Raw genomic sequence first — 25,106 nt, 5'->3', positions numbered from 1 at the left:
TCAGTCTCCGGTTGGTGGCGGGGTTATTGTCGTCAGGCTGCGCGCAGCTGCATGCTGCCGTGCAGGAAATTCAATGCGGCCTTGGCGGGCAAAGGGCGGCTGTAGTGGTAGCCCTGGATTTCGTCGCACTGCCAGCCGTGCAGCAGCGCGCGCTGGGCTTCGGTTTCCACGCCCTCGGCGATCACCGTCATGCCCAGGCTGTGGCCCAGCCCGATGGTGGCCTGCACGATGGCGCTTTGCTCCTTCACCGTGCCCATGTCGCGCACGAAGGACTGGTCGATTTTCAGCTTGTCGATCGGGAAGCGGCTCAGGTAGGCCAGGCTGGAAAAGCCGGTGCCGAAGTCGTCGATCGACAGCCGCAAGCCCAGCGCGCGCAGGCGCTGCAGCAGCACGATGGCGCTCTCGGCGTTCTCCATCATCACGCCTTCGGTGATTTCCAGTTCAATGCAGGACGGATCGATGTGGGTGGCGGCCAGCAGTGCCTCGATGTGCGGCAGGAAGCCCGGCGCGGCGAACTGGCGCGGCGAGATATTGACGGCAATGACCAGGCGCCGGCCGCTGTCGGCCTGCCACACGCTAAGCTGGCGGCACACTTCCTCCAGCACCCATTCGCCGATGGAGACGATCAGGCCCGATTCCTCGGCCAGCGGTATGAAATGGCCCGGCGCCACCAGGTCGCCGCCACGGCGCCAGCGTATCAGCGCCTCGAAGCCGATCAAGCCGCCGTGCGACAGCGATTGCTGCGGCTGATAGTGCAGCTCCAGCTCCCCGCGCTCGACCGCACGGCGCAGCTGCGCTTCCAGGTCCAGCCGCTGGCCGGCCTGTGCGTTCAGGCTCTCGGAATAGCGCACCAGCGTGTCGCCGCCGGCTTGGCGCGCGGCCTGCAGGGCGGCGTCGGCGTTGCGCAGCAAGACGTCCGGCTCGGCGCCGTCTTGCGGGTAGCACACCGCGCCCAGGCTCAAGGTGGTAAACACTTCATGGCTTTCGCATACATACGGCTGGCCGGCCCTGGCGCGCAGGGCGCCGATGGCGGTATCGAACTCCGGGCTATCGCGGCGGCCCTGGTACAGGATGGCGAAGTTGGCGCCGTCCAGCCGGTACACTTCGCCGCCGCATTCCTCGGCCGCATGCTGGATGCGCCGGGCCAGGCCGATGATCATGCGGTCGCCGAAGCCGTGGCCGTAGCCGCCCACGATGCGCGAGAAGCGGTCTATGGTGCCCAGCACCACGGTGTGCGGCCGCGCGGGAAGGCTGCGCAGGCGCGCCTCGAAGGAGCGGCGGTGGGCCAGCCCGGTCAGCGGATCATGCCCGGCCTGGTACGCCAGTTGCTGCTCGACCCGGAAGCGGGCCTGCACGTGGTACAGCAGGAAGGCGCCGGTCAGCAGCGCCACCACGTCGAACAGGTGCACCAGCCGCGTCATGCCGGCGCCGGTGGAGCGTTCGATCAGGACCGACAGCGCCACGCTGGCGGCGATCAGGCATACCAGCAGCGCGTAGGCGGTGCGGCGCGAATTCCAGGCTGTACTCATGTCTGCTCCCTAAATGGTGGATGAAGCGGATGGCTCTGAAGACGAAGGAGGAATCGTTGCGGCGCAAGCCTGGCTGACGCATCGCATCAACTCGTCGCCCTGGAAAGGTTTGCTGAGAAAGGCCGCCGCCCCGCCCTGCTGCGCGCGCTGGCGCACTGCAGGCTCGGGGAAGGCGGTCAGGACGATCAACGGCACCGTGCAGCCCTGGCGGCGCAGATGCTCAAGCAGCTCAATGCCGCTCATGCCCGGCATTTGCAGGTCGCTGATGATGCATTGGCTGTTGTGTTGCGCGCCGGCGGCCAGCAGGCTCTCGGCGCAATCGAATTCAGCGGCGGCGTAGCCGTAGGAACGCAGCAGGCTGCTGACGGCGCCGCGCACGTCGTCGTGGTCATCGACGATGGCGACGCGGCAAGGGCCCTGCGTTGGACTGGAACTGGTAAAACTGGACACGGCGTACTCCCTGAAACATCATGGGAGCACGATACAGGCGGCGCCGCGGCGGCGAAATCATACATGGGTATAGTACGGCTATACCCTTGGCTGGTTCAGCCCGGGCGCGCCGTGTCGATGCCGAGCGCTTCGGCCATGCGCACCAGGTCGGCGAAGGTGCGCGCCTGCATCTTGCGCATGGCGTTGCCACGGTGGATCTTGACGGTCACCTCGCTGGTGCCCACCTGTGCGGCAATCTGCTTGTTCATCAGGCCGCTGGCCGCCAGCGCCATGATCTCCCGCTCGCGCGGGGTGAGCGACTGGTAGCAGGCCTGCAAGGCTTGCTGCGCCTGGCCGGCCTCGCGCCGGGCGCGGTCCGCCTCCAGCGCCGCGTTGACCGCGTCGATCAGGTCCTGGTCGCGGAACGGCTTGGCCAGGAAGTCGAGCGCGCCAGCCTTCATGGCGCGCACAGACATCGGGATGTCGCCGTGGCCGGTCATGAAGACCACGGGCAAGGCCACGCCGTCGCGATTGAGCTCTGCCTGGAAATCCAGCCCGCTGATGCCCTGCAGCCGCACGTCGAGCAGCAGGCAGCTGGCCGCTTCCTCGCGCCGGTGCGCCAGGAACTGCGGCACGGAGCCGAAATCGGCCACACGCAGGCCAACCGAGCGCAGCAGGCTGGAAATGGCCGCGCGCAGCGGCGCGTCGTCGTCCACGATATAGACGATCATGGCGCCCCCTCCGGCATATTGCGCCGCAGGGCGGGCAAGGAAAACAGCAGCACGGCGCCCCCGGCCTGCGCGCCGGCCCAAATGCGCCCGCCGTGCGTTTCGATAATGGAGCGGCAGATCGGCAGGCCCATGCCCATGCCGTCTTCCTTGGTGCTGAAGAAGGCATCGAACAGCTTGGGCAAGTGGTCGGCGGGAATGCCGGGACCGGTGTCGGCCACGCTGCACGTCACCCCGCCCTCGTCGCAGCTGCGGGTGCGCAGTGTCAGCACAGCCTGCCCGGGTGCGCAGTGCTGCATGGCCTGCATGGCGTTCATCAGCAGATTGATCAGCACCTGCTGCAGCTGCACGCGGTCGCCGCAGACCTGCGGCAGGCCGGGCGCCAGGTCCAGCTTGAGCGTCACCTGGTGGCTGGCCAGTTCGCGCCGCACCAGGCCGGCCGCTTCCAGCGCCACGTCGTTCAGCGCCAGCGGCAGGTGGCGCGGGTCGCTGCGGCGCGCCAGCGCGCGAATGCGGCGTATCACTTCGCTGGCGCGTCCGGCCGCCTCCAGCAGGCTGCCGATGGCGGCGCGCGCCTCGCCCAGCTCCGGCTGCGGGCGGTTCAGCCAGCGCAGGCTGGCCTCGCCGTTGGTGGCGATGGCGGCCAGCGGCTGGTTCACTTCATGCGCGATGGAGGCCGCCAGCTCGCCCAGCATGGTCACCCGGGTGACATGGGCCAGCTGCGCCTGCGAGCGGTGCAGCGCCTCTTCGCGCGCGATCAACGCATTGGTGGCGGCCTGCCAGCGCAGCGCCAGCCAGGCGGTGATGCCGATCGCCGCCAGGCTCACCACCATGCGGCCGGAGGCCGGGCCGGAGAATGTGGCCGCATGCGACAGCGCGTAGGCCAGCAGCGTGAGGCACAGGCACACCGCGCTGGTCAGCATCACGCCGCTCCTGCGCCACACGCTGGCCGACAGCAGCACCACCACCACGTACATGACGGCGATCGCCACGTCCAGCGGCGTGAACGCATCAACAGCGAATATGGTCAGCGTCAGGCCGACCAGCAAAATCGACAGCAAAGGGCTGCCTTGAACCCGGACCATGCACTGCCCTTCTTCAAACGGAGTGGTATGGCCATATTATAGTGCGGCCGCGCGTGCGGGAAACCCACACCAAAGTATGATGCGGCGGCGGCCAGGGTCTCTCCCTTAGTCCAGATGGACGGGCTTTCGTGCGCTGCGCAGAATGGCGGCTCCACTTAACCAATGGGAGCAACCATGACCACCACCCGCACTATCAACACCGTTACCACCCGCGACGGCACGCTGATCAACTTTAAAGACTGGGGCCATGGCCCGGCCGTGGTGTTCAGCCACGGCTGGCCGCTGCAGGGCGACGCCTGGGAAGACCAGATGATGTTCCTGGCAGAACACGGCTACCGTGTTATCGCACACGACCGCCGCGGCCACGGCCTGTCGAGCAAGCCATGGCATGGCAACGACATGGACACCTATGCCGACGACCTTGCCACGCTGATCGAGGCGCTGGACCTGAACGGCGCCACGCTGGTGGGCCATTCCACCGGCGGCGGCGAAGTGGCGCGCTACATAGGCCGCCACGGCACCGGCCGCGTGGCGCGCGCGGTGCTGGTGGGCGCGGTCACGCCGCAGATGCTGGTGGGCCCGGCCAACCCGAACGGCGTGCCGATGGAAGTGTTCGACGGCATCCGCAGCGCGGTGCAAGCGGACCGCTCGCAGTTCTTCAAGGACCTCACCACCGCCTTCTACGGATTCAACCGCGAAGGCGCCAGGGATTCGCAAGGCCTGCGCGACACCTTCTGGCTGCAGGGCATGCAGTGCAGCATCCGCAGCGCCTACGCCTGCATCAAGCAATTCTCTGAGACCGACTTCACGGAAGACCTGAAGAAGATGACGGTGCCGACCCTGGTGATCCACGGCGACGACGACCAGATCGTGCCGATCGCCGCCACCGCCCGCCGCGCCGTGGAACTGCTGCCGCAAGGTACGCTGAGCGTGTACGAAGGCGCGCCGCACGGCCTGCCGTCCACCCACAAGGACAAGCTCAACGCCGAGCTGCTGGCCTTCCTGCGTTCCTGATCTTGCGCACCATGGCCGCGACCAACACCAGGTTCACCTTCCCGCTGCTGGCCGCCGCCATGCTGCAATTCGCACTGCCGCTTGCATCGCTGGCCCCGCCCGCGCAAGCGGCGGCGCCGCAGGTGCGCAGCCAGGCGCCCGGCTACTACCGCATGCTGCTGGGCCAGTTCGAGATTACCGTGCTGTCGGACGGCACGCACGCCTTCCCCATCGACACGGTGATGAACAACATCACGCCGGCGCAGGCCGGGCGCGACCTGGACGATGCAGGCCTGGCGCAGCCGGTGCAGGGTTCCATCAACGCCTTCCTCGTCAACACCGGCCAGCGCCTGATCCTGATCGACGCCGGTGCAGGCGCCCTGTATGGCGACTGCTGCGGCAGGCTGCTGCAGCACCTGCGCGCGGCCGGCTACCAGCCGGAGCAAGTCGACACGGTGCTGCTCACCCACCTGCGCAAGGACCACGCCGGCGGCATCATGCGCCAGGGCATGGCGGCGTTTCCGAACGCCGTGCTGCGCATGGCGCAAGGCGAAGCGGACTACTGGCTGAGCAAGGCCGCCCAGGACGCCGCGCCGGAGTTCCTGCGCAGCTTCTTCGACAGCGCGCGGGTTTCGGTGGCGCCCTACCAGGCTGCCGGCCGCTTGCGGCCCTACGCCGAATACGGCCAGCTCGAGCCCGGCATCAAGGCCCTGCCGGCGCCGGGGCACACGCCCGGACACGCGGCCTATCTGGTGGAAAGCCAGGGCCGCCAATTGCTGGTGTGGGGAGATATCGTGCATGTGGCGCCGCTGCAGTTTCCGCACCCGGAGGCCACCGTCAAATACGACAGCGACGCCGCAGGCGCGCAGCAGCAGCGCCGCCAATTGCTGGAGATGGCAGCCAGCGGCCACATGGTGGTGGGTGCCGCCCACATCGCCTTCCCGGGCCTGGGCCGGATCGGTACGGCCAGCGGAGGGACCGGCTACCGCTGGCTGCCGGTGAACTATGAAGGCACGCCGGGACAAGACTAGCCGGTCCCGGCGCGCCGGCTTCAGGAGGCCAGGTCGGCCGGCACCTTGCCACCGTTGGCGGCCAGTTTCGCCATTACCTGCTTGTGCAGCCAGATATTCATGGCCGCCGAATCGCCGGTGTCGCCGCTGTAGTGCAGCTCCTTGGCCAGCTCCTTGCGCGCATCCAGGCTGCTATCGAGTTGCAGCAGCTTGAGCAGATCGACGATGGAGGTACGCCAGTTCAGCGGCTGGCCGGCGCTCTGCGCCTTCTGGTCCAGGATGGCTACCACGTCCACTTCGGGCATGGCGGCGGGCGCAGCCGCCGGGGCCGGGGCCGGAGCCGATGCGGGCGCGGCCGGCGCCGCCGGCGCCGCAGGAGCGCTCGCCTGCGTCACCGCAGGATGCGAGCCGGGGAAGATCTTGCTGAAGATATTACTCAGGATACCCATGGTATAACCCTTCCAAAGTGGTGCAACGTCGACGAAGCGTCCGCTACGGGTCTGTACGGGTGCTGCACGGGTTCTGCCTGGACTCAGCGCCCGTTCGGAGTCTGGCCTGCGGCGCTGCTGGTCAGCGTCGCCTTGCCCCCCTCCAGACCATCGCTGGACGCGCTGACGGTGATAGTACCGGACTGCCCCGCCTTCGTGCGCACGATAGCCAGCGCCAGGCCGTTGAACGCCGCCCGCTCGGGCGACTGGAAAGACACCAGGCTGGTGGCGTCGCCGTTGTCGGTGGCGACCAGCTCGCCCGGGCCGCTGACGGTGAAGCGCACCGCGTTGCTGCTGCGCGGCACCGGCCGGCCCTGCTTGTCGGTGATGGCCACCGTGACAAACGACAGGTCCGCGCCGTCGGCCCGCAGCGCGCTGCGGTCCGCCGTCAGCGCCAGCCTGGCCGCCTTGCCCGCCGTCTTCACAGTGTCCTCCGCCCACGGCTTGCCCTGTTTGTACACCACCGCCTTCAGCGTGCCGGGCTGGTACACCACCTCGTCCCAGCGCAGGCGGTAATCGCGCGCGCCGCGCTGCTTGCGGCCCAGCGATTTCCCGTTCAGGAACAGCTCAGCCTCATCGCCCGAGGTGTACAGGTGCACCGGCGTGACCTGCCCCACCCGCTCCGGCCAGTTCCAGTGCGGCAGCAGGTGCGCCATCGGCAGATCCGGACGCCAGCGCGCCTGGTACAGATAGAAGCGGTCCTTCTTGAAGCCCGCCAGGTCGACGATGCCGAAGTAGGAACTGCGCGACGGCACCTTGACCTTGCTCAGCGCCGCCAGTTCCTGCTCGGCGCGCGCGCGGGCGGCCGGGTCGGTGAAATTCAGCACGTTGGTGCTGTCGGCGTTGTACGGCGTCGGTTCGCCCAGGTAGTCGAAACCGGTCCAGACGAATTCGCCGGCCACGAAGGGATTGTCGTCCAGCCCCTTGAATTCCAGCTCCGGCGCGGAGGCCCAGCGCGGCGCCGACAGGTCGTAGCTGCTGACCTGGAAATTGGCCATGCCCTGCGACTTGTCGTCGCTGACCGGGAAGAAGTACTCGCCGCGCGAGCTGACCGTGGACGCGGTCTCGCTGCCGATCACCGGGATGTGGGGTGCGCTGTTGTGGAACGCCGGGTACTCCCACGGCTTGTAGTTGAAACCCACCACGTCCACCGCTGTCTGGAAGCCGTTGTAGCCGGAGACGACGTGGTTGAAGCCGGCCGTGGTCAGGCGCGTGCGGTCCTCGCTGCGCACGATGTCGGACAGGTGCGCAGCCACCTTCCACCCTTCCGGTTCGCCCTGCTCGCGGATCTCGTTGCCGATGCTCCACATGATGATGCTGGGGTGGTTGCGGTCGCGCCGCACCATGGCGCGCAAGTCCTTCTCGTGCCACTCGTCATACAGGAGGCCGTAGTCGTTCTTCTTTTTCCCCAGCCGCCAGGCGTCGAATGCCTCTTCCACGATCAGGAAGCCCATGCGGTCTGCCAGGTCCAGCAGCTCCGGCGCGGGCGGGTTATGCGTGGTGCGGATGGCGTTGGCGCCCATGTCGCGCAGGATCTCGAGCTGGCGTTCCAGCGCGCGCACATTGAGCGCCGCACCCAGCGCGCCCAGGTCGTGGTGCATGCACACGCCCTGTATCACCACCCGTTCGCCGTTCAGCAGAAAGCCGCGCTGCGCGTCGAAGGCCACGGTGCGGATGCCAAAGGGGGTTTCCACCTGGTCCACCACCTTGCCTTGGCCGGACACCGTGGTCACCGCCACGTAGCGCTGCGGCGACTTCGGGCTCCAGAATTTGGGCTGGCTCACCTGCAGTGACTGCGCCAGCAGGATCTGGCGCCCCGCGCCCACTTTGGCCAGCGCCGACGGGCTGCTTTGCGCCAGCGCGGCGCCGGTGCGGCGGCCCGCCGCGTCCAGCGCGTAGATCGCGGTGGATACCTGCGCTGCCGTGGCGCCGCCGTTGTTCTCCAGCGTGACTTGCACGTCAACCGTGGCGGCATCGGCCTTGACGATGGGGGTGGTAACGAAGGTGCCGTTGTGCGCCACGTGCAACGGCGCGGCCTTCACCAGCCACACGTTGCGGTAGATGCCGCCGCCGGGATACCAGCGCGAAGACTCGGGCGGGTTGTCGATGCGCACCGCCAGCACGTTCTCGGCGCCGGGTTTCAGGTGCTTGCTCAGGTCCACGCGGAAGGAGCTGTAGCCATAAGGCCAGCCGCCCACCTGCTGGCCGTTGAGCCACACGGTGGCGTGCGACATGGCGCCGTCGATGTCGAGATAGACCTGCTTGCCGGCGTCGCCCGCCGGGGCGGTGAAGGTCTTGCGGTACCAGGCCACGCCCCACCACGGCAATTTGCCGGTCTCGCCCTCATACTCCTGCCTGAACGGGCCTTCGATGCCGAAATCGTGCGGCAGGTCCAGCTTGCGCCAGGCTTTGTCGTCCAGTCCGGCCGCCGCAGCGGCGCCGGGCGCGCCGGCCGGCTCGCCCTTCATGAAGCGCCAGTCGGCATTGAAGGAGATGCGTTCGGCGGCATGGGCGGAGACACTCATGCCCACGCCGGCGGCGAGCAGCAGGTGGGGTAACAGGCGCATGTTGGGCGTATAAATGAGCAGATCGGGCGCCTAGTATCGACTTGAAAAGCTTTACTGATCAATACCGAAATTCGTATAGCAAAAGCGAAAAAAGGACTACCTACGGCGCTTCGACCGCAGTCAGGCTGAACACCTCTGCGCTGGAGAGGATGTCGTTCGCGTCCAGCCCGCCCAGCAACAAGAGCCGGCCGCCCGGCAGCAGCGTGGCCGAGTGGCTGAAGCGCTTGCGCAGCGCCGCCTTGGCAGGAGACCAGCGGTCGCTGGCGTAGTCGTACAGTTCGGCCGTGGGGAGCGCGCCGCTGGCTACCACGCCGCCTTCGGCCAGCAGCCGGCCGCTGGGCAGCAAGGTGGCGGTATGCAAATGGCGCGCGGCGGCCATCGGCGCGGCCGGCATCCATTTGTGCTGCTGCGCGTCGTATAGTTCCGAGCTGGCCAGCGAACGGTTGGAACCGAAGCCGCCCGTCACCAGCACTTTTCCGTTCGGCAGCAGGTTGGCCGTGTGCGACCAGCGCGGCTCGCGCAGCACGCCGCCGGCCGACCAGCTGTCGCTGGCGGGGTCGTACAGTTCGCTGTCCGACAAGCCGCCGAACTCCCCTGCCCCCGCGCTCAGCAGCACCTTGCCGTTGGCCAGCAGCGTGGCCGCGTGCAACTGGCGCGCGCTGCGCATGGGTGCGGCCTTGGTCCAGCTTTGCGACCGCGGGTCGTAGATGACGGCGGTAGCCAGCGCCACCGTGTCTTCGTATTCGTCGTCGTCCGGATAGCCGTGGCCGCCGGCGATGAAGACGCGGCCGTCGCGCAGCAAGGTCGCGGTATGGGCGGCGCGCAACGCTTCGCTCATCGGGCCGAGCGCAAACCAGGTGTTCGCGCCCGGGTCGTAGACCTCGGCGTTGTTGCGGAAGGTAGTGCGGTCCACGCCGCCGGTCACCAGCACATTGCCGTTGGCGAGCAAGGTGGCGGCGTGCTGCGAACGCGCCACCGTCATGGTTTCCGCCTCGGTCCACTTGTCGGTCTTGGGGTCGTAGATTTCGGCGTGTGTCGTGGCGGCGCCGTCGCGGCCGATGCCGCCGGCGACCAGCACCGTGCCGTCGGGCAGCACGGTGGCTGTGTGGCCCTGGCGCGCGACCAGCATGGGCGCCGCTTCGCCATTGCGCAAGGCGGCAGGCGCGGCTGCCACCTCGGCTGGCGCGGCAAGCACGCCAAGCACGGCAACGCACAGCAAGGCAGCGCACGGCAGCGCGGCATGGCGGGTGAATCTCTTGAGGATAGAAGTCATGGCGGGGATGGGGCGGAGTGTGGGGTTGATGCCTTGCTGCATGGCGCCCGGCGCGTGGCCGGGCGCCCGCTACATTACTGCTTGCGCCGGCGGCGGACGGCACCCAGCAGCGCCAGGCCGCTCATGAACAGCAGCAGCGCTTGCGGTTCCGGTACGGCGCTAACGGCGGCGCCCCCCAGGTCCGCCGCCACCGCGTTGCCGAAAGCGCCGGCCAGCACCACCCCGTCCAGCGACAGCGCGCTGCTGCCGGCCGCCACGGCGGTGAAGTACAGCGTGGCGAGGGTGAATGAATCCTGCTGCAAGGCCAGGTCGGACAGCAGCGAGATCTCGGCCAGGTTGAACACGCCGCCAGCGCCCTTGCCCAGGCTGACGTCCAGCGCTTCGAAAGCGGACAGGTCGCCCAGCGCCGCGCCCAGGGTATATCCGGTCAGGCTTAGTACACCGGAATTGAACAGCACGTTGAAGTCGAACGCGCCCAGGTCAGCACCGGCGGCCAGGTCCGAGATGCGCACGTCCACGGCTACGCTGGCCCCCACGGCGACGCTGCCTGCGGCAGGGGAGAAGCCAAGCGTGGTGGCCACGGCTGGATTGGCGGCGGCGAGCACGCCGGCGGCCAGCAGGGTTGAGGTGATGGCCTTGCGGGCGTGTTTGGCGGCGTGCTTGCAAATCAGCTTGAACATGGTGGCTCCTTGGGATTAGTTGGCGATGGCGCAGTTGACGCTGGTGCAGATGCTGGCCAGCTTGCGGGCGTCCAGCGCGGTGATCTTGCCGTCGTTGTCGAGGTCGGCGGCAGGCAGTTCGGACGCGTCGCGGTTGACCTTTTGCGTCAACAGGGCCACATCGCGGCTGTCCACCACGCCGTCGCCATTCAGGTCGCCGTTGTTGGTTTGCGCCACAGCAAACTCGCCGCCACGGTTGACCACTGCCCACGCGGTGCGGGTGGCCGGATCGACGCCGTACGTGCCCAGCGCGTAGCCGCTCTTCCATGGGCCGACCACGAACTTGGCGCTGCCGCCGATGTTGCGTGCCGCCGCCTGTTCCCAGGCGCTGCCGTTGAACGGACGGGCCACCAGCGCCAGCGGACCGCGCGCATTGGCGTCGTAGCTCAGCGACAGCGTGTAGACGTCGGCCTCTTCGCTGCCGATGGCGTTTTCCATGCCCCACAGGGTCAGCGCGTCGCTTTTCAGCCTGGCGGCGCCGTTGGCGTCGATCTCGGCGCGGGCCGACCAGCCGGTGTTGACGTCCTGGATCGCAACGCGGCCGTCATACAGCGTGGTGGAAACGGCGTTGGCGCCGTCCACGATCGCCATTTTCGTGCCGCCCCAGTTGCCGCCCGCCGGCGCCGCGTCGGCGATGGCAGCGAAGCTGGCGCCCGGCTGGACGATGAACTCCTTGCCATTCAGGCTGTAGCCGTAGCTCTCGCGCTTGAAGAAGGTCAACGCCGGGGTGCGGGTCAGGTCGCAATCGCGGCCTGCGCCCAGCGAGCCGCCGCAGCCGTTGTCGGACGCGTAGTGGTCCACCGTCAGGCGCGGACCGTCCACGGTAAAGATATAGTAGCCAATGCTGAACAGCTCCTGCGCAATCGGCATTTCCTGGCGGTTGGCGGCGTTGTACACCTGGTCCTTCGACGGCACCGACGGCACGTAGAACTTGTAGCTGTCCGACGAGTGGATGATGTTTTGCACGGTGGCGGCCCCGTCCGGGCTCTTGACGATGGAACGGTGGTGCATATGGTCGTGGCCGCCCAGGAAGTAGCGTACCTTGTTGCGCGCCATGGCGCCGATCAGCGCGTTGCGCTGCGCGGCGTTGGCCGACGGGTCCGCGCCCAGCAGCACGTCGGTATGATTCTGGCCCACCAGTTCCTTGTGCGCGAAGACGAAGCCGTGGCTGTCGGCCGGCTTGCCGTCGAGCTGCTGGCCGATCCAGCCGACCTGGTCCAGCGCGGCCGAATTGACCGTAGGCGTGCTGCCTGCGGTGCGGGTGTACTGGTCCACTGCGATGAAGCGGGTGTTGCCGTAGTCAAACGAGTAAGTCAGGCCGGTCAGGCCCACCGGGCTTGCCGGGCTGGCGTGGTTGACGGCGCCGGCCACGTTGGCGCCCTGGCCCTGCGTTTGCGGGAAGTTGGCCTTGAAGCGATTGGCGGCGTTGGCCGATGGCTCATGGTTGCCGCGCACCGGATAGAAGCCGATGCGATTGTTGTACAGGGTCTGGGCGGCCACGTTCCAGGTATCGAGCCCGCCGGTGCTACCGTTGTCGGTGAGGTCGCCCACCTGCACCACGAACTTCACCTGCTGCTCGACGAACTTGGGCAGGATCTGGTTGATGATGCCCAGCGCAACGGTGTTCGGGTTGTTGCCTGCGTCGTTGCTGGTCCATTGGGTGTCGGCCATGACGCCGAATTTGAACGGCTCTGCTTGCGCCATGGCGGCGCTCATGCCCAGGGCGGCCAGCAGCAGGTGGTGTTTCAGTTTGAATGGGATATGCATAGTCGGCTTCCGTGTCGGAGTGGGTGTCGCTGCGCAGGCCGCAGCTCAGCCGAGGATGGTAGATTGCAAGTGTGTCAACGTGATGTCATCATTGACACTGAAAATAGGCCGAACGGCTTACGCGTCCAGCGCATTGCCCGTGGCTGCCCCGGCTCAGGGCTGGACCAGCATGGCGTGCCGCAGCGGAACCGCAACGCCCATGTCCCTGCCTGCTCCATCCAGCGCGCGGGCCGAAACGACCTGGATGTGCGCGGCCTGCGCGGCGCCCACGGCGCGGAGCGTAATGGTGGCAAGCAGCCCGTTTGCGGACGGGAATGGCGCTCCCCCCCGGCGCGCCGCTTCCAGTGCGATGGTTCCCTGCGGATCGACGCGGCTGCTGAAACCGGATTGCGGCCCCCAGTAGCCGCCCGCCTCCACCCGCACCACTTCGAATGCCTGGCCGTCGAAGCTGACAGTGAGCGGCATGGCGTCCACCGGCCGGTCCGAGCGCAGGAACAGCTGCACCGTGAAGTTGCTGCCGACGCGCGAGCGCGGGCGGATTTTCCAGTCCAGCAGCGTGCCGGCGCTGCGCCCGGCATGCGTTGCGCGTGTTGCGTCGGCGGCAAGCGCCGCCCCGGCCGGCGCAAGGGCAGGCTGCATGCGGGCACGCTGCTCGCCTACGTCCGCTTCGTCCTTGATCACCTCTATCAGCATGGACGAATTGCCGAAGACGACCGTGGGCGTATCGTCGGTTACTGCGGCGTGCACCACGCGCACGCGGCCATCCTGCAACGGCAGCATCTCGAGGCTGTTCGCGCGCAGCGCATGGTACAAGGCAGATTCCGCCTCGGCCTCCTTCAGCAAGAGCGACATGCGGCGGTCGGTGCGCACGCCGCCGGCGTAGTCGAACGCAAGGCCGCAAGCCTGGCCCAACTGGTCGAAAGCCTGCTGCAAGCTCACGTTGTACAGTTCCAGCGTCAAGGGCTTGGCCGCCCCGGCGGCGCCGCCTGTGGCCGGTGCCAGGGTGAGCGCCAGAGCCAGCGCCCAAGCCGGCAACCCCGCGGCCTCTTCCCGCATCATGCAGCCGCCGCGATCAACGCCAGCGCGGCGGCGCGCGCCAGCGCCTGGACGCGGTTCTGAACATTGAGCTTGCGGTAGATATTGTAGACATGCTTCTTTACCGTGTGCGCGCTGATTCCCAGCGCCTGGCCGATCTGCGCGTTGATCTTCCCCTCCTGCAGCCGGCGCAGGATTTCCAGTTCGCGCCCGGTGAGCGGCTCGGCCAGCGCCAGCGGCAGCGCCTGTGCTTGCACGGCCGGACGCGGCACCCCGTGGGCCGCCTGCCGCTGCCACGCCAGATGCAGGCAGGGCAGCAGCAGCTCGATAAAGTACTTGTGCCGCGCCCGGTCCCGGTCCGGCATGCCGAACAGGACGAACAGGCTCTCGCCGCTTTGCAGCTTGCCCGCGCCATGCAGCAACAGGCCGCCCGGCACCAGCGCCGCGATCTCGCGGCACGCCTCAGCCAGCGCTGCCGGGCCGCCTGCGCCCTCCGCCACCGCGCACGGCAAACTGTAGTGCCGCTGGCAGACGGCGGCCAGCCGCGCCGCCAATGCACACAAAGGCTCCTCCAGTGCAGCATGGGCGATATGTCCATGCAGGCACTGCGCGTCCCGCAGCGCACCGCGCGCATCGAACTGCATGCACACCATGGCCTGGTGCGGCAGCAGCGTTTGCAGCAGGCCCTGCGACCATGACGACAGCCCTGCCCGCGTGCGCACCGTGGCGGCGCGCTCGATGATGCGCACCAGGTATTCCAATTCGTACGCCGACGGCGTGACGATGTCGTCCATGCTGAAATGCGCGGACCGGCCCATCAGCGCGGCACGGTTAGCCGGTAGCCGTCGCCGCGCACCGTCTCTATCATGGCATGGTGGCCGCTGGCGTGCAGGGCCTGGCGCAAACGGCGCACCCGGGTGTCGACGGCGCGTTCGTTGACGGTGCTGTCGTTGCCCCACACCTGCGCCAGCAAAGCCGCGCGCGTATGGGTACGCTCCGGGTAGCGCATGAAATGGCGCAGCAGCGAAAATTCGGCCGGCCCGAGCGCCAGGTCGTGCGCGCCGGCCGACACGCTCTGCGACTCCGGATCCAGCTGCAGCCCATTGAGCTCCATGCCCGGCTGCCGCGGCAGTTGCACCTGCACGCGGGCCCGCAGCTCGCGCGGGCTGAAGGGCTTGGCTACATAGTCGTCGGCCCCGCACTCAAGCGCGAAGACCAGGTCTTGCTGCTGGCTGCGCGCGGTCAGCATGATGACCGGCAGCGCGCGGGTGCGCCCGTGCGCGCGCAAGCGGCACAGCAGATCAATACCGGACTGGCCTGGCAAGCCCCAGTCCAGCAGCACCAGGTCCGGGGTGGCCTGCGCCAGCAGCAGCAAGGCCGCTTCCGCGCTGCCCGCACAGCGCACTTCGTAACCGCTCAGCGAGGCTGCGATCAGCGCCTGGATCGCCGGTTCGTCCTCGACCACCATCACTCTGAAGCCCATGGTCCCCTGGTCCCTGTTTTATGTTTTAACGGCGGGCCTTATTGGATCACAGGATTATTACAATGACATGACAACGTGTTGCGCCGCGGCGTCATGCTCCCATCACGCCCTGGCCGCACACGCGTATGGTCTCGCCGCTGACGCCGCAGGCGCCGGGGCTGCTCAGGAAGGCCACCAGTTCGGCCGCGTCCCTGGGCTGGCCGGCCTGCATCAGCGCATTCAGGCGGCTGCCCACTTCGCGCGTGAAGAACGGCAGCTTGGCCGTCATCGCGGTTTCGATGAAGCCCGGCGCGATGGCATTGACGCAGATGCCGCGCGGCGCCAGCAAAGGCGCCTGCGCCGCCGCATAGCCGATCAGCGCCGCCTTGGTGGCGGCGTAGTTGGTCTGCCCGAAATTGCCGGCCACGCCGCTGATGGAGGACAGGTAGACGATGCGCCCCTGCTCGCGCAGCAGGCCGCGCGACAACAATTCGGCGTCGATGGCGGCGATGGCGGCGAAATTGACGTTTACCACCAGGTCCCACTCTTGCGGCTGCATGTTCGACAGCGTGCGGTCGCGCGTCACGCCGGCATTGTGCACCAGGATGTCCACGCCGCCGCCTTCGCTGCGCAGGAAGTCCGCCAGCCGTGCCGGGGCCCCTGGTGCGGTGATGTCCAGGCTCAGTGGCATTGCGCCGTACTGCGCGCAGGTGCTGCGCATCTCCTCGGCGGCGCCGGCCACATCCAGGCAGATCACGCGGGCGCCTTCCTGCGACAGCCGCTCCACGATGGCCTTGCCGATGCCGCGCGCACCGCCGGTGACCAACGCCGTCTTGCCCGCCAGGACTTGCACCTGCCGCGGTGCGGCAGGCGCAGCGGATGCCGGCGCCGCCACGCGCGCGGTCACGCGCACTGCCTGTCCCGACACATACGTGGACTGCGCGCCGCAAAAGAAGCGCACCACGCCGGCCAGCCGGTCCAACGCGTCGGCGGCGGCATACGCCGTATTCACGCAGACGCCCTTGCGTCCCAGTTCCTTGCCCAGCGAGCGGCTGAACCCTTCGACGCCGCGCGCCACGGCAGCCTGCACCGGATCGCCGCCCGCCTGGTGCAGCGGCGCCAGCACCAGCACCCGGCCGTTGCGGGCCATGCGGCGCATGACGGGATGAAACGCGTCGTACAGCGCGCGGTAGTCGGCCGGTGCGCGGCAGCCGGTGGCGTCCATCACCACGATGGCGGCCTGCCAGCGCTCATCGTCCGGCGGCGCCGCCAGCACGGCGGCGCCGGCCTCCTCCAGCACGCCGCGCAGCGCGGCCGCCGCATAGCCGCCGGCCGCCGCGCACAGCAGCGCGCTCTTGCCCTCGAACGGCCGCGCTTCGTAGCCGCCCGCCGCGCGCGCCAGCTTCACCGGCTTGGGCAAACCCAGCGCCCGCGCCAACGGCGCAGCCAGGCGGTTGCCGTGCAATTTCATCAGTATGTCGCTCATGCCGCTCATCCTTGCCGAGTATCCCGGTGTCACACAGGCGGCCATCATAACCGAGCGGCAGCGCCGGTTGACTCGGCAAATCCCTCTATTTCCGGATGCTGTAGCTGTATTCCCCCGGCGGCAACATGAACTGCGGCGCAGGTTTTCCCGCTTCCAGCCTGACAATATCGGCAGGTACGGAATCGGCCGGCTGCCCCTTCAGGTGCGCGTACAGCAGGTGCGTCCCTTCCAGCGGCAGCAAATCGGCCGGCACGCTGACCGGCTTGAAACCAGCCAGCGTGCCCATCCACGCAGGACGGCCGGTTGCGCCATCCCTGCCATAACGCGGGTGAACCACCTGCATGTCCACCTCGTACCGGTAGCCGCCGAATACCTCATAGCCGCCGGACGGAGAGCGCAGCACGAAGGGCGTCTTCCGGTGCTCGCGCTCAACCGTCTTGACGTACATGGCGTGCTCCGCTTCCGGTTTGATGTGGGCAATCATGGCGACCTGGTCGATCGTCAGCGGGTCCAGTCCCGTCATGTGCTTCAGTTGCGCGGCCATCATGGCAGTGCCTGTGCCGTTGCCGACGCGCGGCATCTCGGCCGCGTGGCCATAGCCGACAAAGATGAACACCTTGGCGGACGGATCCTTGGCCAGAACGCGCTCCACCAGGTTGCGCGCCTGGCCCGTCTCGCGCCTTTCGGTCTGCTGGGCGAAAGTCTCGCCCTCCACCTGATCGAACGGCTCATACTGCACCATTTTCCAGCCATCCCCAGCGGCGTCGCGCAGGAAGTTGCCGAATACGGGTTCGCGCGAATAGTAGCCGTCGGACAGCGCCAGGTAGCCCTTCCCGAACACGGTTTTTTCAAACGTCTCCGCCGCCAGCCATGTGTAGCCGATCTTGCGCAGCTCGCGCGCCAGCCGCATCGCGAAGGCGCGGTGCAGCGGAACGTGGTGGGCTTCATTCAGGATGACGACGCGGTGCTTGCGCGCTTCGCGCACGATGGCTTCCAGCGCGTCGTCCGCGCTGGCGGCGGCAAGCCGGTCAAGGTCGTCGGCGAAGGTGCGGGCGGGGCGGCGGAGGATCAGATGCTGCTGATCGAAGGCTTCCATCGCACCATCGGCGTCGCCGGTAAACGAGCGCTGGTTGCCAAGCCGCTGTAGCAGCCACGACAGTGAATTCTTCGCCTTCTCGACCTCGGCCGTCGCAGCGGCGTGCCTGGCGAGGATAGCGTGCTGCGCCTGCACTGCCAGTTCGGCCTTCGGCAGATCCACTTCCGGGTCCGGATTGGCTGCGGCCGAACTGCCGGCCATCGCCACCGTCATCACTACCAGCGCGCCAGTTCTCATTTGCCCTCCCAAGTTTATGATTTTATCAATATTACTCGAAAGTATTACGTTCGCAAGGGCCGACGGGGTGCTGGACAGGTCAGGCGCTCAGCAGGCGGCCGGCAGGGACGGCACGGTGCGCGCCCGGCCGCAGCGGCACGGTGCGGCCAAGCGCCGCAGGCGCGGCCTGGCCGCCATCGATGCGGAAGGCGCCTGCCACGTCGGCCAGCCTTTCCGCCTGTTCCTTCAGCGATTCCGACGCGGCGGCGGCCTGCTCCACCAGCGCCGCGTTCTGCTGGGTCACGTCGTCCAGTTCGGCCACTGCCTGGTTGATCTGCCCGATACCCATTTCCTGTTCGTGCCCGGCCGCCGCGATATCGGCCATGATGTCGGCCACGCGGCGGATGCTGGCCACGATCTCGTCCATCGTGGCGCCGGCCTCGCCCACCTGCTGGCCGCCGCTGTCCACCTTGGCGACCGAGTCGCCGATCAGGCTCTTGATATCCTTGGCCGCGTCCGCGCTGCGGTGCGCCAGGCTGCGCACTTCCGAGGCCACCACGGCGAAGCCGCGTCCCTGCTCGCCGGCGCGGGCCGCTTCCACCGCCGCGTTCAGCGCCAGGATGTTGGTCTGGAAGGCGATGCCGTCGATCACGCCGATGATGTCCTGGATACGGGTGGACGACTCGCGGATGGCGCCCATGGTGCCGATCACGCCGCTGACGATGGCGCCGCCCTTGACGGCAATCTCCGAGGCCGCCTGGGCCAACTGGTTCGACTGGCGCGCGCGCTCGGAATTCTGCTGCACGGTGGCGGTCAGTTCTTCCAGCGAGGAGGCGGTTTCCTCAAGGCTGGCGGCCTGCTGCTCGGTGCGGCGCGACAGGTCCAGGTTGCCCTCGGCGATTTCATGGGTGGCCGTGGCGATGGACGCGGTGCCGTCGCGCACGCCGCGCACCAGCAGCGCCAGCTTGGCCTGCATGGCGGCCAGGCCGCGCATCAGCACCGCCATTTCATCGTGGCCGTCCGCAGCGATGCGGCCGGACAGGTCGCCGCCGGCGATGCTGTTGAAATGGCCGACCGCCTGGTCGATAGGGTGCAGGATGGAACGCAGCAGCGATACGCAGGCGATCAGCATCAGCAGCACGCCGCCGCCGATGGCGCCCAGCGTCAGCCACAGGCGCTGGCTGTACATGGCCTGGCTGGCCTCGAACTGCGCCATATTGCTGCGGGCCTGGAAGTCGGTCAGCCTGGCCGCGCTCTCGGACAGCGCGGTGAACAGCGGCTGCATCTGCTTCATCGTGATAGCGTCCGCCTTGGCGGCGTCGCCCGCCCGGACCGCCGCCACCAGCCGATGGAAGCCCTCGTCGGCGAATTTGCGGCGGCGGCTGTCCATTTCGTCCGACAGCGCCTTCTCGGCCGCATTCTGCGGCAGCGCCAGATAGCTGCCCCAGGCTTTGTCCGATTCCGCCACGAAGGAGACGGCGCGCTGCAGCGTCCTGGCCGCGTCCGGATCGTCCGGATGCATGGTGACGCGGTCCATCGCCAGGCGGGCACGGCTCAGCGACAACTGCGAATTGAGAATCGCAAGCGCGGACGGCATGGTGTTGGCATTGACGTCGCGCAAGCTGGTATTGATGGTGTTCATGCCATGCAGGCCGCTCAAGCCGGTGCCGACAATCAGCAGGCCCAGCAACAGCATGGTGGAAACAAGACGCAACCGGATGGTTGTTTTGGCGAACATGTGGAACTCCGTTTTCAGGGCAATGCCATCGTCCCGGCGCTGATCGGGGCGGAACGATGCTGTCACCTGTGTGTGATGCTGAAACGGAGCTTGGGTTTCGACATGTAAATGTTTCTAGGTTGCATCTATTTTAACTGCATGCGTTGTCCAGGTCAATTAACAATGCGCGCGGCCGGCCAGCGTTCGTACGCTTCCAGAACCTTGGCCGGGCCGTTGCTGAACCATGCGTAGCCGTTACGGCGTTCCAGGCTGATGGCATTGACGTCGTCATGGATGCTGCGGTCGCGGTCGCCGAAGATGGGCTTCATGGTGGCAAGGTCGTAGAAGCGCGACCACAGCGGGCCGGCGCCGGGCTTGGCCACCAGCTTGCGGCCCACGCCGGGCTCCTTGCCGGTCCATGCGACGTCGCGCAGCGCGGCACGCCGCAGCCAGGCGGCGGCGTTGCGCACCGCGGCCACTGTATCGGGCGCCGGGTCGGGCAGGCGCATGAGCAGCGTGATCAGCCCGGCGCTTTCGCCGCTGGCCAGCGCGACCGGTTCAAAGTTGCGCGCGCCGACCGGGGCCGCCGTGAGCGCGTCGTACTGCTGGCACCAGCCGGTGCGCACGCCGCCGGCCACCAGCTGGGTGGCCACGATCAGCTTCACCGACCTGGCGTTCGCGGCAGCCGCCTCGCCTGCCAGGGCGGCGGGGACGAAGGCGAAATCGCCCTGTGCGGCGGCGATCTCGGACATCAGCAGGACCACGCTGCCCATGGCGTTGTCGTTGTAGGTGATCGCGTCGTGGTAGCCGCCTTGCAGCGGGTAGACCTGGGGGTAGCCGCCATTCGGGAATTGCGCGTTGAGCAGGTAGCGCAGGCCTTTCAGGAATGCCGCGCGGTAGGCGTCGCCGTCGGCGCCGGGGGCCTGCGCCTGCACGCGCGCCAGGAAACGCAGCTCGGAGGTAGTGGCGTTGTTGTCGATGGTGCCGACGTAGCTCCAGGCGTCCCTGGTGGCGCCGGCGCCGGGGTACATGTCGTCCACCACGTAGTGCTGGCCGCGCTGGCGCGGCGCGGCGGAACGGTCGGCGTTCTTGCCCCAGCCGCCGGCCGGCGTCTGGAAGCTGGCAATGTTGGCGGCCACCCGGCGCGCCTCGGCGCCGCTGTACCAGGCAGCGGGATGGTTCAGCGGCATGCCGCCATCGCCGCTGGCGTTGCGCGGCGGCGCGGCCGGCACGGTGGCTGCGGCAGGCGGTGTGGCTGCGGCCGGCGCGGGGGCTGCGGGAGCTGTGCCTGGGACGGCGGGCGCAGCTTGTCCGCCGCGTTCGGCGGCCAGCGCGGCCTTGTCGGCTGCCATCAACGCGCGCGAACGGGCAAGATAGGCGAGCCAGGCGCCCTGCTCCGCCTGCGCCAGGCTGGCGATGCGGGCTTCGCTCAGCGCTTCCGGCGTCTGCATGTGGCCGACAACTTCCGCATGCGCCGCAACCGGTGGCGCGCCAAGGGCCAGCAACGCGGCGGCGGCGAAAACGGTGCAGGCAGTGGCGACGGCTTGCGGCAGGCGCGCCATGTGTGGCTTGTTCATATTCGTATCCATTATTGCTGTACCCTCACGATGCGCAGCGCCATGTAAGGCCGGCCGGGCAGCGCAATGCTGCGGCCGTTCTTGTCGGCGAAATAGTAGTTGTCGCGTTTGACGATCTCGAACGTGCCGTCCACCGGCGTGACCGTCATATTCCACGTGTCGATGACCTCGGCCCGGAATTTCATGCCGTCCTGCAGGCCGGTCTTGAACAACAGGAAAGGCCATTCCTTCGGCGCGCCGAGGCCGAAGTAGCCCAGATAGTACTCGGCGTGCTTGCCCGCGAAGGGATGGCCCTGCCATTTGTCGATCGGCTCCAGCCCCGCGGACGGGCTCTCGCTCAGGATCTTGCGAAAGAAGGCCAGGCGCGGCGGACTTGCGCCCTTGAAGACGCCGCCTTTCGCCAGCCACATCATGCCGTTCGGGTCTTCATAGCTTTCGCTGTGGCCGACGTAGGTGCCCGCGATGGCGCCCATCCAGAAACGCAGCACCATTTCCTCGGGCTTGAGCTGGCCCCAGCGGCGCGAGAAATTGCCTTCGTATTTGACCTCGTCGTACACCACCGGCTTGTTGTAGACGTCGCGCAGCAGCACGGCGCGCTCGTAGTCTTCCGCAATGGCGCCGCTTTGCACGCTCACGTGCGTCACCCATGGCTTGGTGTGGTTGTAGAACACGAAGGCATTGTGGATGGAACGCAGGTGCTGGTACGGGTCGCTGGCCTGAACGGTCTGGAAGTAGCTGTCCCATTCCGGCATGCTCTTCTCCTTGAGGAAGTCGAACTCGTTGGCCATGGACCACCACACGTTGCGGTAGGAACTGAGCCGGGCCACAACGTAACGCAGGTAGCGTTCGTTCACATCGGCCGGCATGCGGTCGAAACCCCAGTAACCCTTGTCGTACGGGTGGAACAGTATCAGGTCCGCTTCGACGCCGATGTCGCGCAGCTGGCCGACGCGCTGTTCAAGGTGGCGGAAGAATTCGGGATTGAAGCGCGTGAAGTCCCACGCCTTCGGCGCCTGGCCGGCGAAGGGGAAGCGCGGCGCTTCGCTCTTGTCGTCATGGTTGGGGAAGATGGCCATGCGCAGTTTGTTGAACGGCGCGCCGGCCAGCGTCTTCAGCGTCTGCTGTTCCAGTGCCTCGGTCTGGTGCGCCCAGGCGTAGCTGGTGGTCCCGACTTGCCAGTACGGCGTGCCGTCCTCATAGGCGAAATGGCGCACGTTGCGCACGCGTACCGGGCCGTGGTTGCCGGCCGACGGCGCCACGGCGGCGAGCTGGCCCTTGTGGCCGCGCAGTTCGGGGCGGTTGCTGTGGGTCTCGTACCGCCACACGCCCACCGCGTCCGGCATGAAGCGCACTTTGTACTGGCCGCCGCCGTCGTAGAAGCCGGGGACGGTGACCTTGCGCGCGCCCTGGGTGAACGTTGCGGAGAAATCGATTTCCATGAAGGGGTTGCCGGTACTGGGCCCGGGCAGCGTGATCTCCGTGCTGCCCCAGCGCTCCACAGCGGCCGGCGTGGCTTGCGGGCCTTGCGCCCCGGCGCGGGCCGGGGCGAAGCCGAGTGCGAAGCTGAGCACAAGCAAGGCTGCGCGAAAAAATGCGTGTCGAATCATGGCAATCTCCTGAATCCTTCGGCGCGCACGGTCCAGCCTGTTGCGGGGAAGCCGGGGGCGGTGCAGGCAGGGGCAGCGCATGCTGGGGCGCCGTCCCAGCCGCCAGCCATCAGGGCGACGGCGGCCAGCAGCGCACCGTTGCCGGGTAAATAGACAGGCAAGCCCTTGTTGGGATTGTGGCCGGCCTGCGTGTAGCCGTTGTTCGGGCCGTCCGATTTGAGCAGCACGTTCACGGCCTGCTCCGTGGCGCCCAGGCGGGCCGCCGTCATGGCGATCATGGGGTAATCCCAGCCCCAGATCTTGGTGGCCCAGTCCCAGTGGGCCAGAACAGCGTCCAGCGTTCGGCGCATGGTGTCGCGGTCCACGCCGTCGCCGGGCAGCTGGCCGAGCGCCATCAGGAAGGATGGATGGTCGTGGCGGCTGTCCACGTTGTCCCAGGTGTCGGGATGGGATTCGACGGCGACGTACTTGCCGTCCTTCTGCGGCAGTGCGGACAGGTGGGTGCGCTTGTGCTCCCAGTCCGGGTCGCGCGGCAGGCCGGCGCGCTCGCGCCATTGCTGTGCCTGTTCCAGGCCCCAGGCCCAATAACTGAGTTCGTAGGCCGGGTTCATGCTGGTGGACTGGTCGTAAATTTCCTGCGCTATCCACAGCGGCGGGCCGAGCACGTAGCGCTGGCCCGCTTCATCCCAGTGCAGCATGGAGGCCATGGCCTGCGCAGTTTCGGACACCAGTTCGCCGTAGCGCGCCACGGTGGCGGGCGTGGGATCGGCGCGGTACAGCAGCTCGGCCAGGTGGATGGCGTGCGGCTGGTTCCAGGCGATCAGCGGATTGCCGCCGGGGCTTTCGCGGCCTTCCGGGCCGGTCATCTTCATCCAGCGCGCGCCTTTCAGGCCGCGTTCCGCCGCCACGGCGCGGGCGGAGGGCAAGGTGCGCTGGTACCAGCCGAGCGTGCGGGCGGTATAAGCCGGGCGGCCCCACAACGCGAAGTGGGCGGTGTGCCACCAGACCATTTCGGTATGGTGCTTGCCGAACCAGGTGGCGGTGGTGAGGCCGCTTTCCTGCGCGGGCAACTCGCCGCCGAGCTGGATGGCGGCCAGATACTGGGACAGCACCACGCGGCGCTCCAGTTCGTGCGCGCGCGGATCGGTACTGCCGCTGAAGTCGACGGCGGCGCCGGATTGCCAGTAGGCGCGCCAGTGAGCAGCACTGCGGGCGAAAACGGCCGCTGCAGGCGGTGCGGCGGCCAGCCTGGCGGCGATGGGGGCGGCGACGCCGGCATCGGGCCCGGCGGCGGGCGCGGGACTGCGCTGGGTGAAGGTCAGCGTCAGGTCCATTGCGCGGCCGGACGCGGGCGTGATGTCGAAAGTGTGCGGGCCGCTGCGCCTGATCGTGAGCGGTGCGCCGGCGGCCAGTGTCATGGCGTAGCGCGAGCCGTCGCGGCTGTGCTCAACCGACAGGGTGCGCGCGGTTTGCGCCAGCACGGTGGTCTGGTGGGCGCCGGGCTGCGACCAGTCCAGCGGCGGATTGTGCCTGGCGGCTGCCAGGTCGTAGCCCAGCGGCAGGGCGATACGCACCGCAACCCGGCCCCCGCTCAGGCTTCCGCCGCCGGCCAGGTCTTTGGCGAACAGCGCCGTGTCGATGCGCAGCGCCAGCGTGTCGCTGTCAGGGCTGACCGTGCTTTGCACACGCGCCGGCTGGCCGAGCAGCTTGACGCGGCTGTCCAGCTGTCCGCGCCACAGGTCGAGCCGCTGGTCGATGGCGCTCACGTCGGCGGCTGTCAGCGCGCGTGCACCCTCGCCTGCCAGCACGAATCCGATCTGGGGCAGCGGCTGGATGTGCGGATTTTCGCGCAGCCATATTCCAGCCGGCGTGGTGGACCTGGTGGGATAGCCCAGCGTGCGCCCGTACGCGGTGTAGTCGCGGTTGGCGTCGGACAGCTTGTAGCCATTGGGATTGGCGTTCTGGTGCCAGGACCAGCGCGCCTGCGTTTCCAGCGGCGTGCCGCCGGCGCGGTAGTGTTCGGGAAAGGTCTGCAGGCCGGTGACGTCGGCCGTGAAGCAAAAGCGGCCATTGCCCACGCTGAGCGGGGCCATGATATCCATGGCGGTCAGATGCGGCGAGTGCCGAGCCGCCAGCGCCTGGCGGTCGATCGGATTGGCGGAGTGCGCCGGCACGCCTGCCGCCAACGCGAGAATGAATGCGATACCAATGATACCTGCGATACCGGTGCGGCTACGGTGCGTCATGGCGGAATGCGGCCTCCTGTCTGTGCGCGCCGGCAAGGCGGCAAATGCAAACAAGCGCGGCCCCGCATAGCGGAGC

20 protein-coding genes are annotated in these 25,106 nt (G+C 68.0%); 2 read left to right on the top strand and 18 right to left on the bottom strand.

Annotation, left to right across the window (positions count from 1 at the left end; genetic code table 11):
* Positions 1-32 precede the first annotated feature (32 nt).
* From ASD15_RS06135 to ASD15_RS06120, 4 genes are all read right to left on the bottom strand, one after another.
* Positions 33-1,529, bottom strand: coding sequence for a bifunctional diguanylate cyclase/phosphodiesterase (locus ASD15_RS06135; RefSeq protein WP_057153915.1), 1,497 nt, complete (start codon positions 1,527-1,529; stop codon positions 33-35).
* Between the two features lie 9 nt (positions 1,530-1,538).
* Positions 1,539-1,979, bottom strand: a complete 441-nt coding sequence (locus ASD15_RS06130; RefSeq protein WP_057153914.1) for a response regulator transcription factor — start codon at positions 1,977-1,979, stop codon at positions 1,539-1,541.
* Positions 1,980-2,074: 95 nt separating this feature from the next.
* Positions 2,075-2,689 (bottom strand): response regulator transcription factor, encoded by a 615-nt coding sequence (locus tag ASD15_RS06125; RefSeq protein ID WP_057153913.1) that lies wholly within the window; start codon positions 2,687-2,689, stop codon positions 2,075-2,077.
* Positions 2,686-3,771: a sensor histidine kinase gene (locus tag ASD15_RS06120; protein ID WP_082551606.1), complete on the bottom strand. Its 1,086-nt coding sequence runs from the start codon at positions 3,769-3,771 to the stop codon at positions 2,686-2,688. Before ASD15_RS06120 ends, ASD15_RS06125 begins: the two co-directional genes overlap by 4 nt.
* A gap of 192 nt (positions 3,772-3,963) precedes the next feature.
* Here ASD15_RS06120 and ASD15_RS06115 point away from each other — a divergent pair, with 192 nt between their 5' ends.
* Together ASD15_RS06115 and ASD15_RS06110 are read left to right on the top strand one after the other, a co-directional pair.
* On the top strand, positions 3,964-4,785 hold the full coding sequence (locus ASD15_RS06115) for an alpha/beta fold hydrolase (protein ID WP_157200841.1): 822 nt from the start codon (positions 3,964-3,966) through the stop codon (positions 4,783-4,785).
* 11 nt (positions 4,786-4,796) lie between these two features.
* On the top strand, positions 4,797-5,795 hold the full coding sequence (locus ASD15_RS06110; protein ID WP_057153971.1) for an MBL fold metallo-hydrolase: 999 nt from the start codon (positions 4,797-4,799) through the stop codon (positions 5,793-5,795).
* A 20-nt stretch (positions 5,796-5,815) separates the two neighbouring features.
* Here the strand turns inward: ASD15_RS06110 and ASD15_RS06105 are convergent, their stop codons facing one another.
* The 14 genes from ASD15_RS06105 to ASD15_RS06040 form a co-directional block, all read right to left on the bottom strand.
* A complete protein-coding gene (locus ASD15_RS06105; RefSeq protein ID WP_057153910.1) occupies positions 5,816-6,223 on the bottom strand; it encodes a DUF3597 domain-containing protein in 408 nt (135 codons plus the stop codon).
* Positions 6,224-6,306: 83 nt separating this feature from the next.
* Positions 6,307-8,829 (bottom strand): beta-galactosidase GalB, encoded by a 2,523-nt coding sequence (gene galB, locus ASD15_RS06100; RefSeq protein WP_057153909.1) that lies wholly within the window; start codon positions 8,827-8,829, stop codon positions 6,307-6,309.
* A 100-nt stretch (positions 8,830-8,929) separates the two neighbouring features.
* On the bottom strand, positions 8,930-10,102 hold the full coding sequence (locus ASD15_RS06095) for a kelch repeat-containing protein (protein ID WP_162249882.1): 1,173 nt from the start codon (positions 10,100-10,102) through the stop codon (positions 8,930-8,932).
* Between the two features lie 74 nt (positions 10,103-10,176).
* Positions 10,177-10,782, bottom strand: coding sequence for a cohesin domain-containing protein (locus ASD15_RS06090; RefSeq protein ID WP_057153907.1), 606 nt, complete (start codon positions 10,780-10,782; stop codon positions 10,177-10,179).
* A 15-nt stretch (positions 10,783-10,797) separates the two neighbouring features.
* Positions 10,798-12,588, bottom strand: coding sequence for a metallophosphoesterase (locus tag ASD15_RS06085; RefSeq protein WP_082551604.1), 1,791 nt, complete (start codon positions 12,586-12,588; stop codon positions 10,798-10,800).
* Between the two features lie 153 nt (positions 12,589-12,741).
* On the bottom strand, positions 12,742-13,647 hold the full coding sequence (locus tag ASD15_RS06080) for a cohesin domain-containing protein (protein WP_057153906.1): 906 nt from the start codon (positions 13,645-13,647) through the stop codon (positions 12,742-12,744).
* Positions 13,644-14,417, bottom strand: a complete 774-nt coding sequence (locus tag ASD15_RS06075) for a helix-turn-helix transcriptional regulator (protein WP_162249881.1) — start codon at positions 14,415-14,417, stop codon at positions 13,644-13,646. The genes ASD15_RS06080 and ASD15_RS06075 overlap by 4 nt, the downstream gene beginning before the upstream one ends.
* 23 nt (positions 14,418-14,440) lie before the next feature.
* Positions 14,441-15,106, bottom strand: coding sequence for a response regulator (locus tag ASD15_RS06070; protein ID WP_057153904.1), 666 nt, complete (start codon positions 15,104-15,106; stop codon positions 14,441-14,443).
* A gap of 91 nt (positions 15,107-15,197) precedes the next feature.
* Entirely contained in the window at positions 15,198-16,571 is a 1,374-nt protein-coding gene (locus tag ASD15_RS06065; protein WP_057153903.1) for a 3-oxoacyl-ACP reductase, read from the bottom strand.
* 85 nt (positions 16,572-16,656) lie between these two features.
* Positions 16,657-17,904: a hypothetical protein gene (locus ASD15_RS06060; RefSeq protein WP_157200834.1), complete on the bottom strand. Its 1,248-nt coding sequence runs from the start codon at positions 17,902-17,904 to the stop codon at positions 16,657-16,659.
* Between the two features lie 79 nt (positions 17,905-17,983).
* Complete coding sequence (locus ASD15_RS33635) at positions 17,984-19,621, bottom strand: methyl-accepting chemotaxis protein (RefSeq protein WP_082551603.1); 1,638 nt, start codon at positions 19,619-19,621, stop codon at positions 17,984-17,986.
* Positions 19,622-19,773: 152 nt separating this feature from the next.
* Positions 19,774-21,177: a pectate lyase gene (gene pelA, locus ASD15_RS06050; RefSeq protein WP_229418077.1), complete on the bottom strand. Its 1,404-nt coding sequence runs from the start codon at positions 21,175-21,177 to the stop codon at positions 19,774-19,776.
* Positions 21,178-21,188: 11 nt separating this feature from the next.
* Positions 21,189-22,784, bottom strand: a complete 1,596-nt coding sequence (locus ASD15_RS06045; RefSeq protein ID WP_082551602.1) for a DUF5060 domain-containing protein — start codon at positions 22,782-22,784, stop codon at positions 21,189-21,191.
* Positions 22,781-25,030: a hypothetical protein gene (locus ASD15_RS06040; protein ID WP_057153901.1), complete on the bottom strand. Its 2,250-nt coding sequence runs from the start codon at positions 25,028-25,030 to the stop codon at positions 22,781-22,783. The genes ASD15_RS06045 and ASD15_RS06040 overlap by 4 nt, the downstream gene beginning before the upstream one ends.
* Positions 25,031-25,106 lie beyond the last annotated feature (76 nt).

Origin of the sequence: Massilia sp. Root351, assembly GCF_001425045.1 — a bacterium.
GTDB lineage: Bacteria > Pseudomonadota > Gammaproteobacteria > Burkholderiales > Burkholderiaceae_D > Rugamonas.
This window is presented reverse-complemented; position numbering and strand designations above follow the sequence as displayed.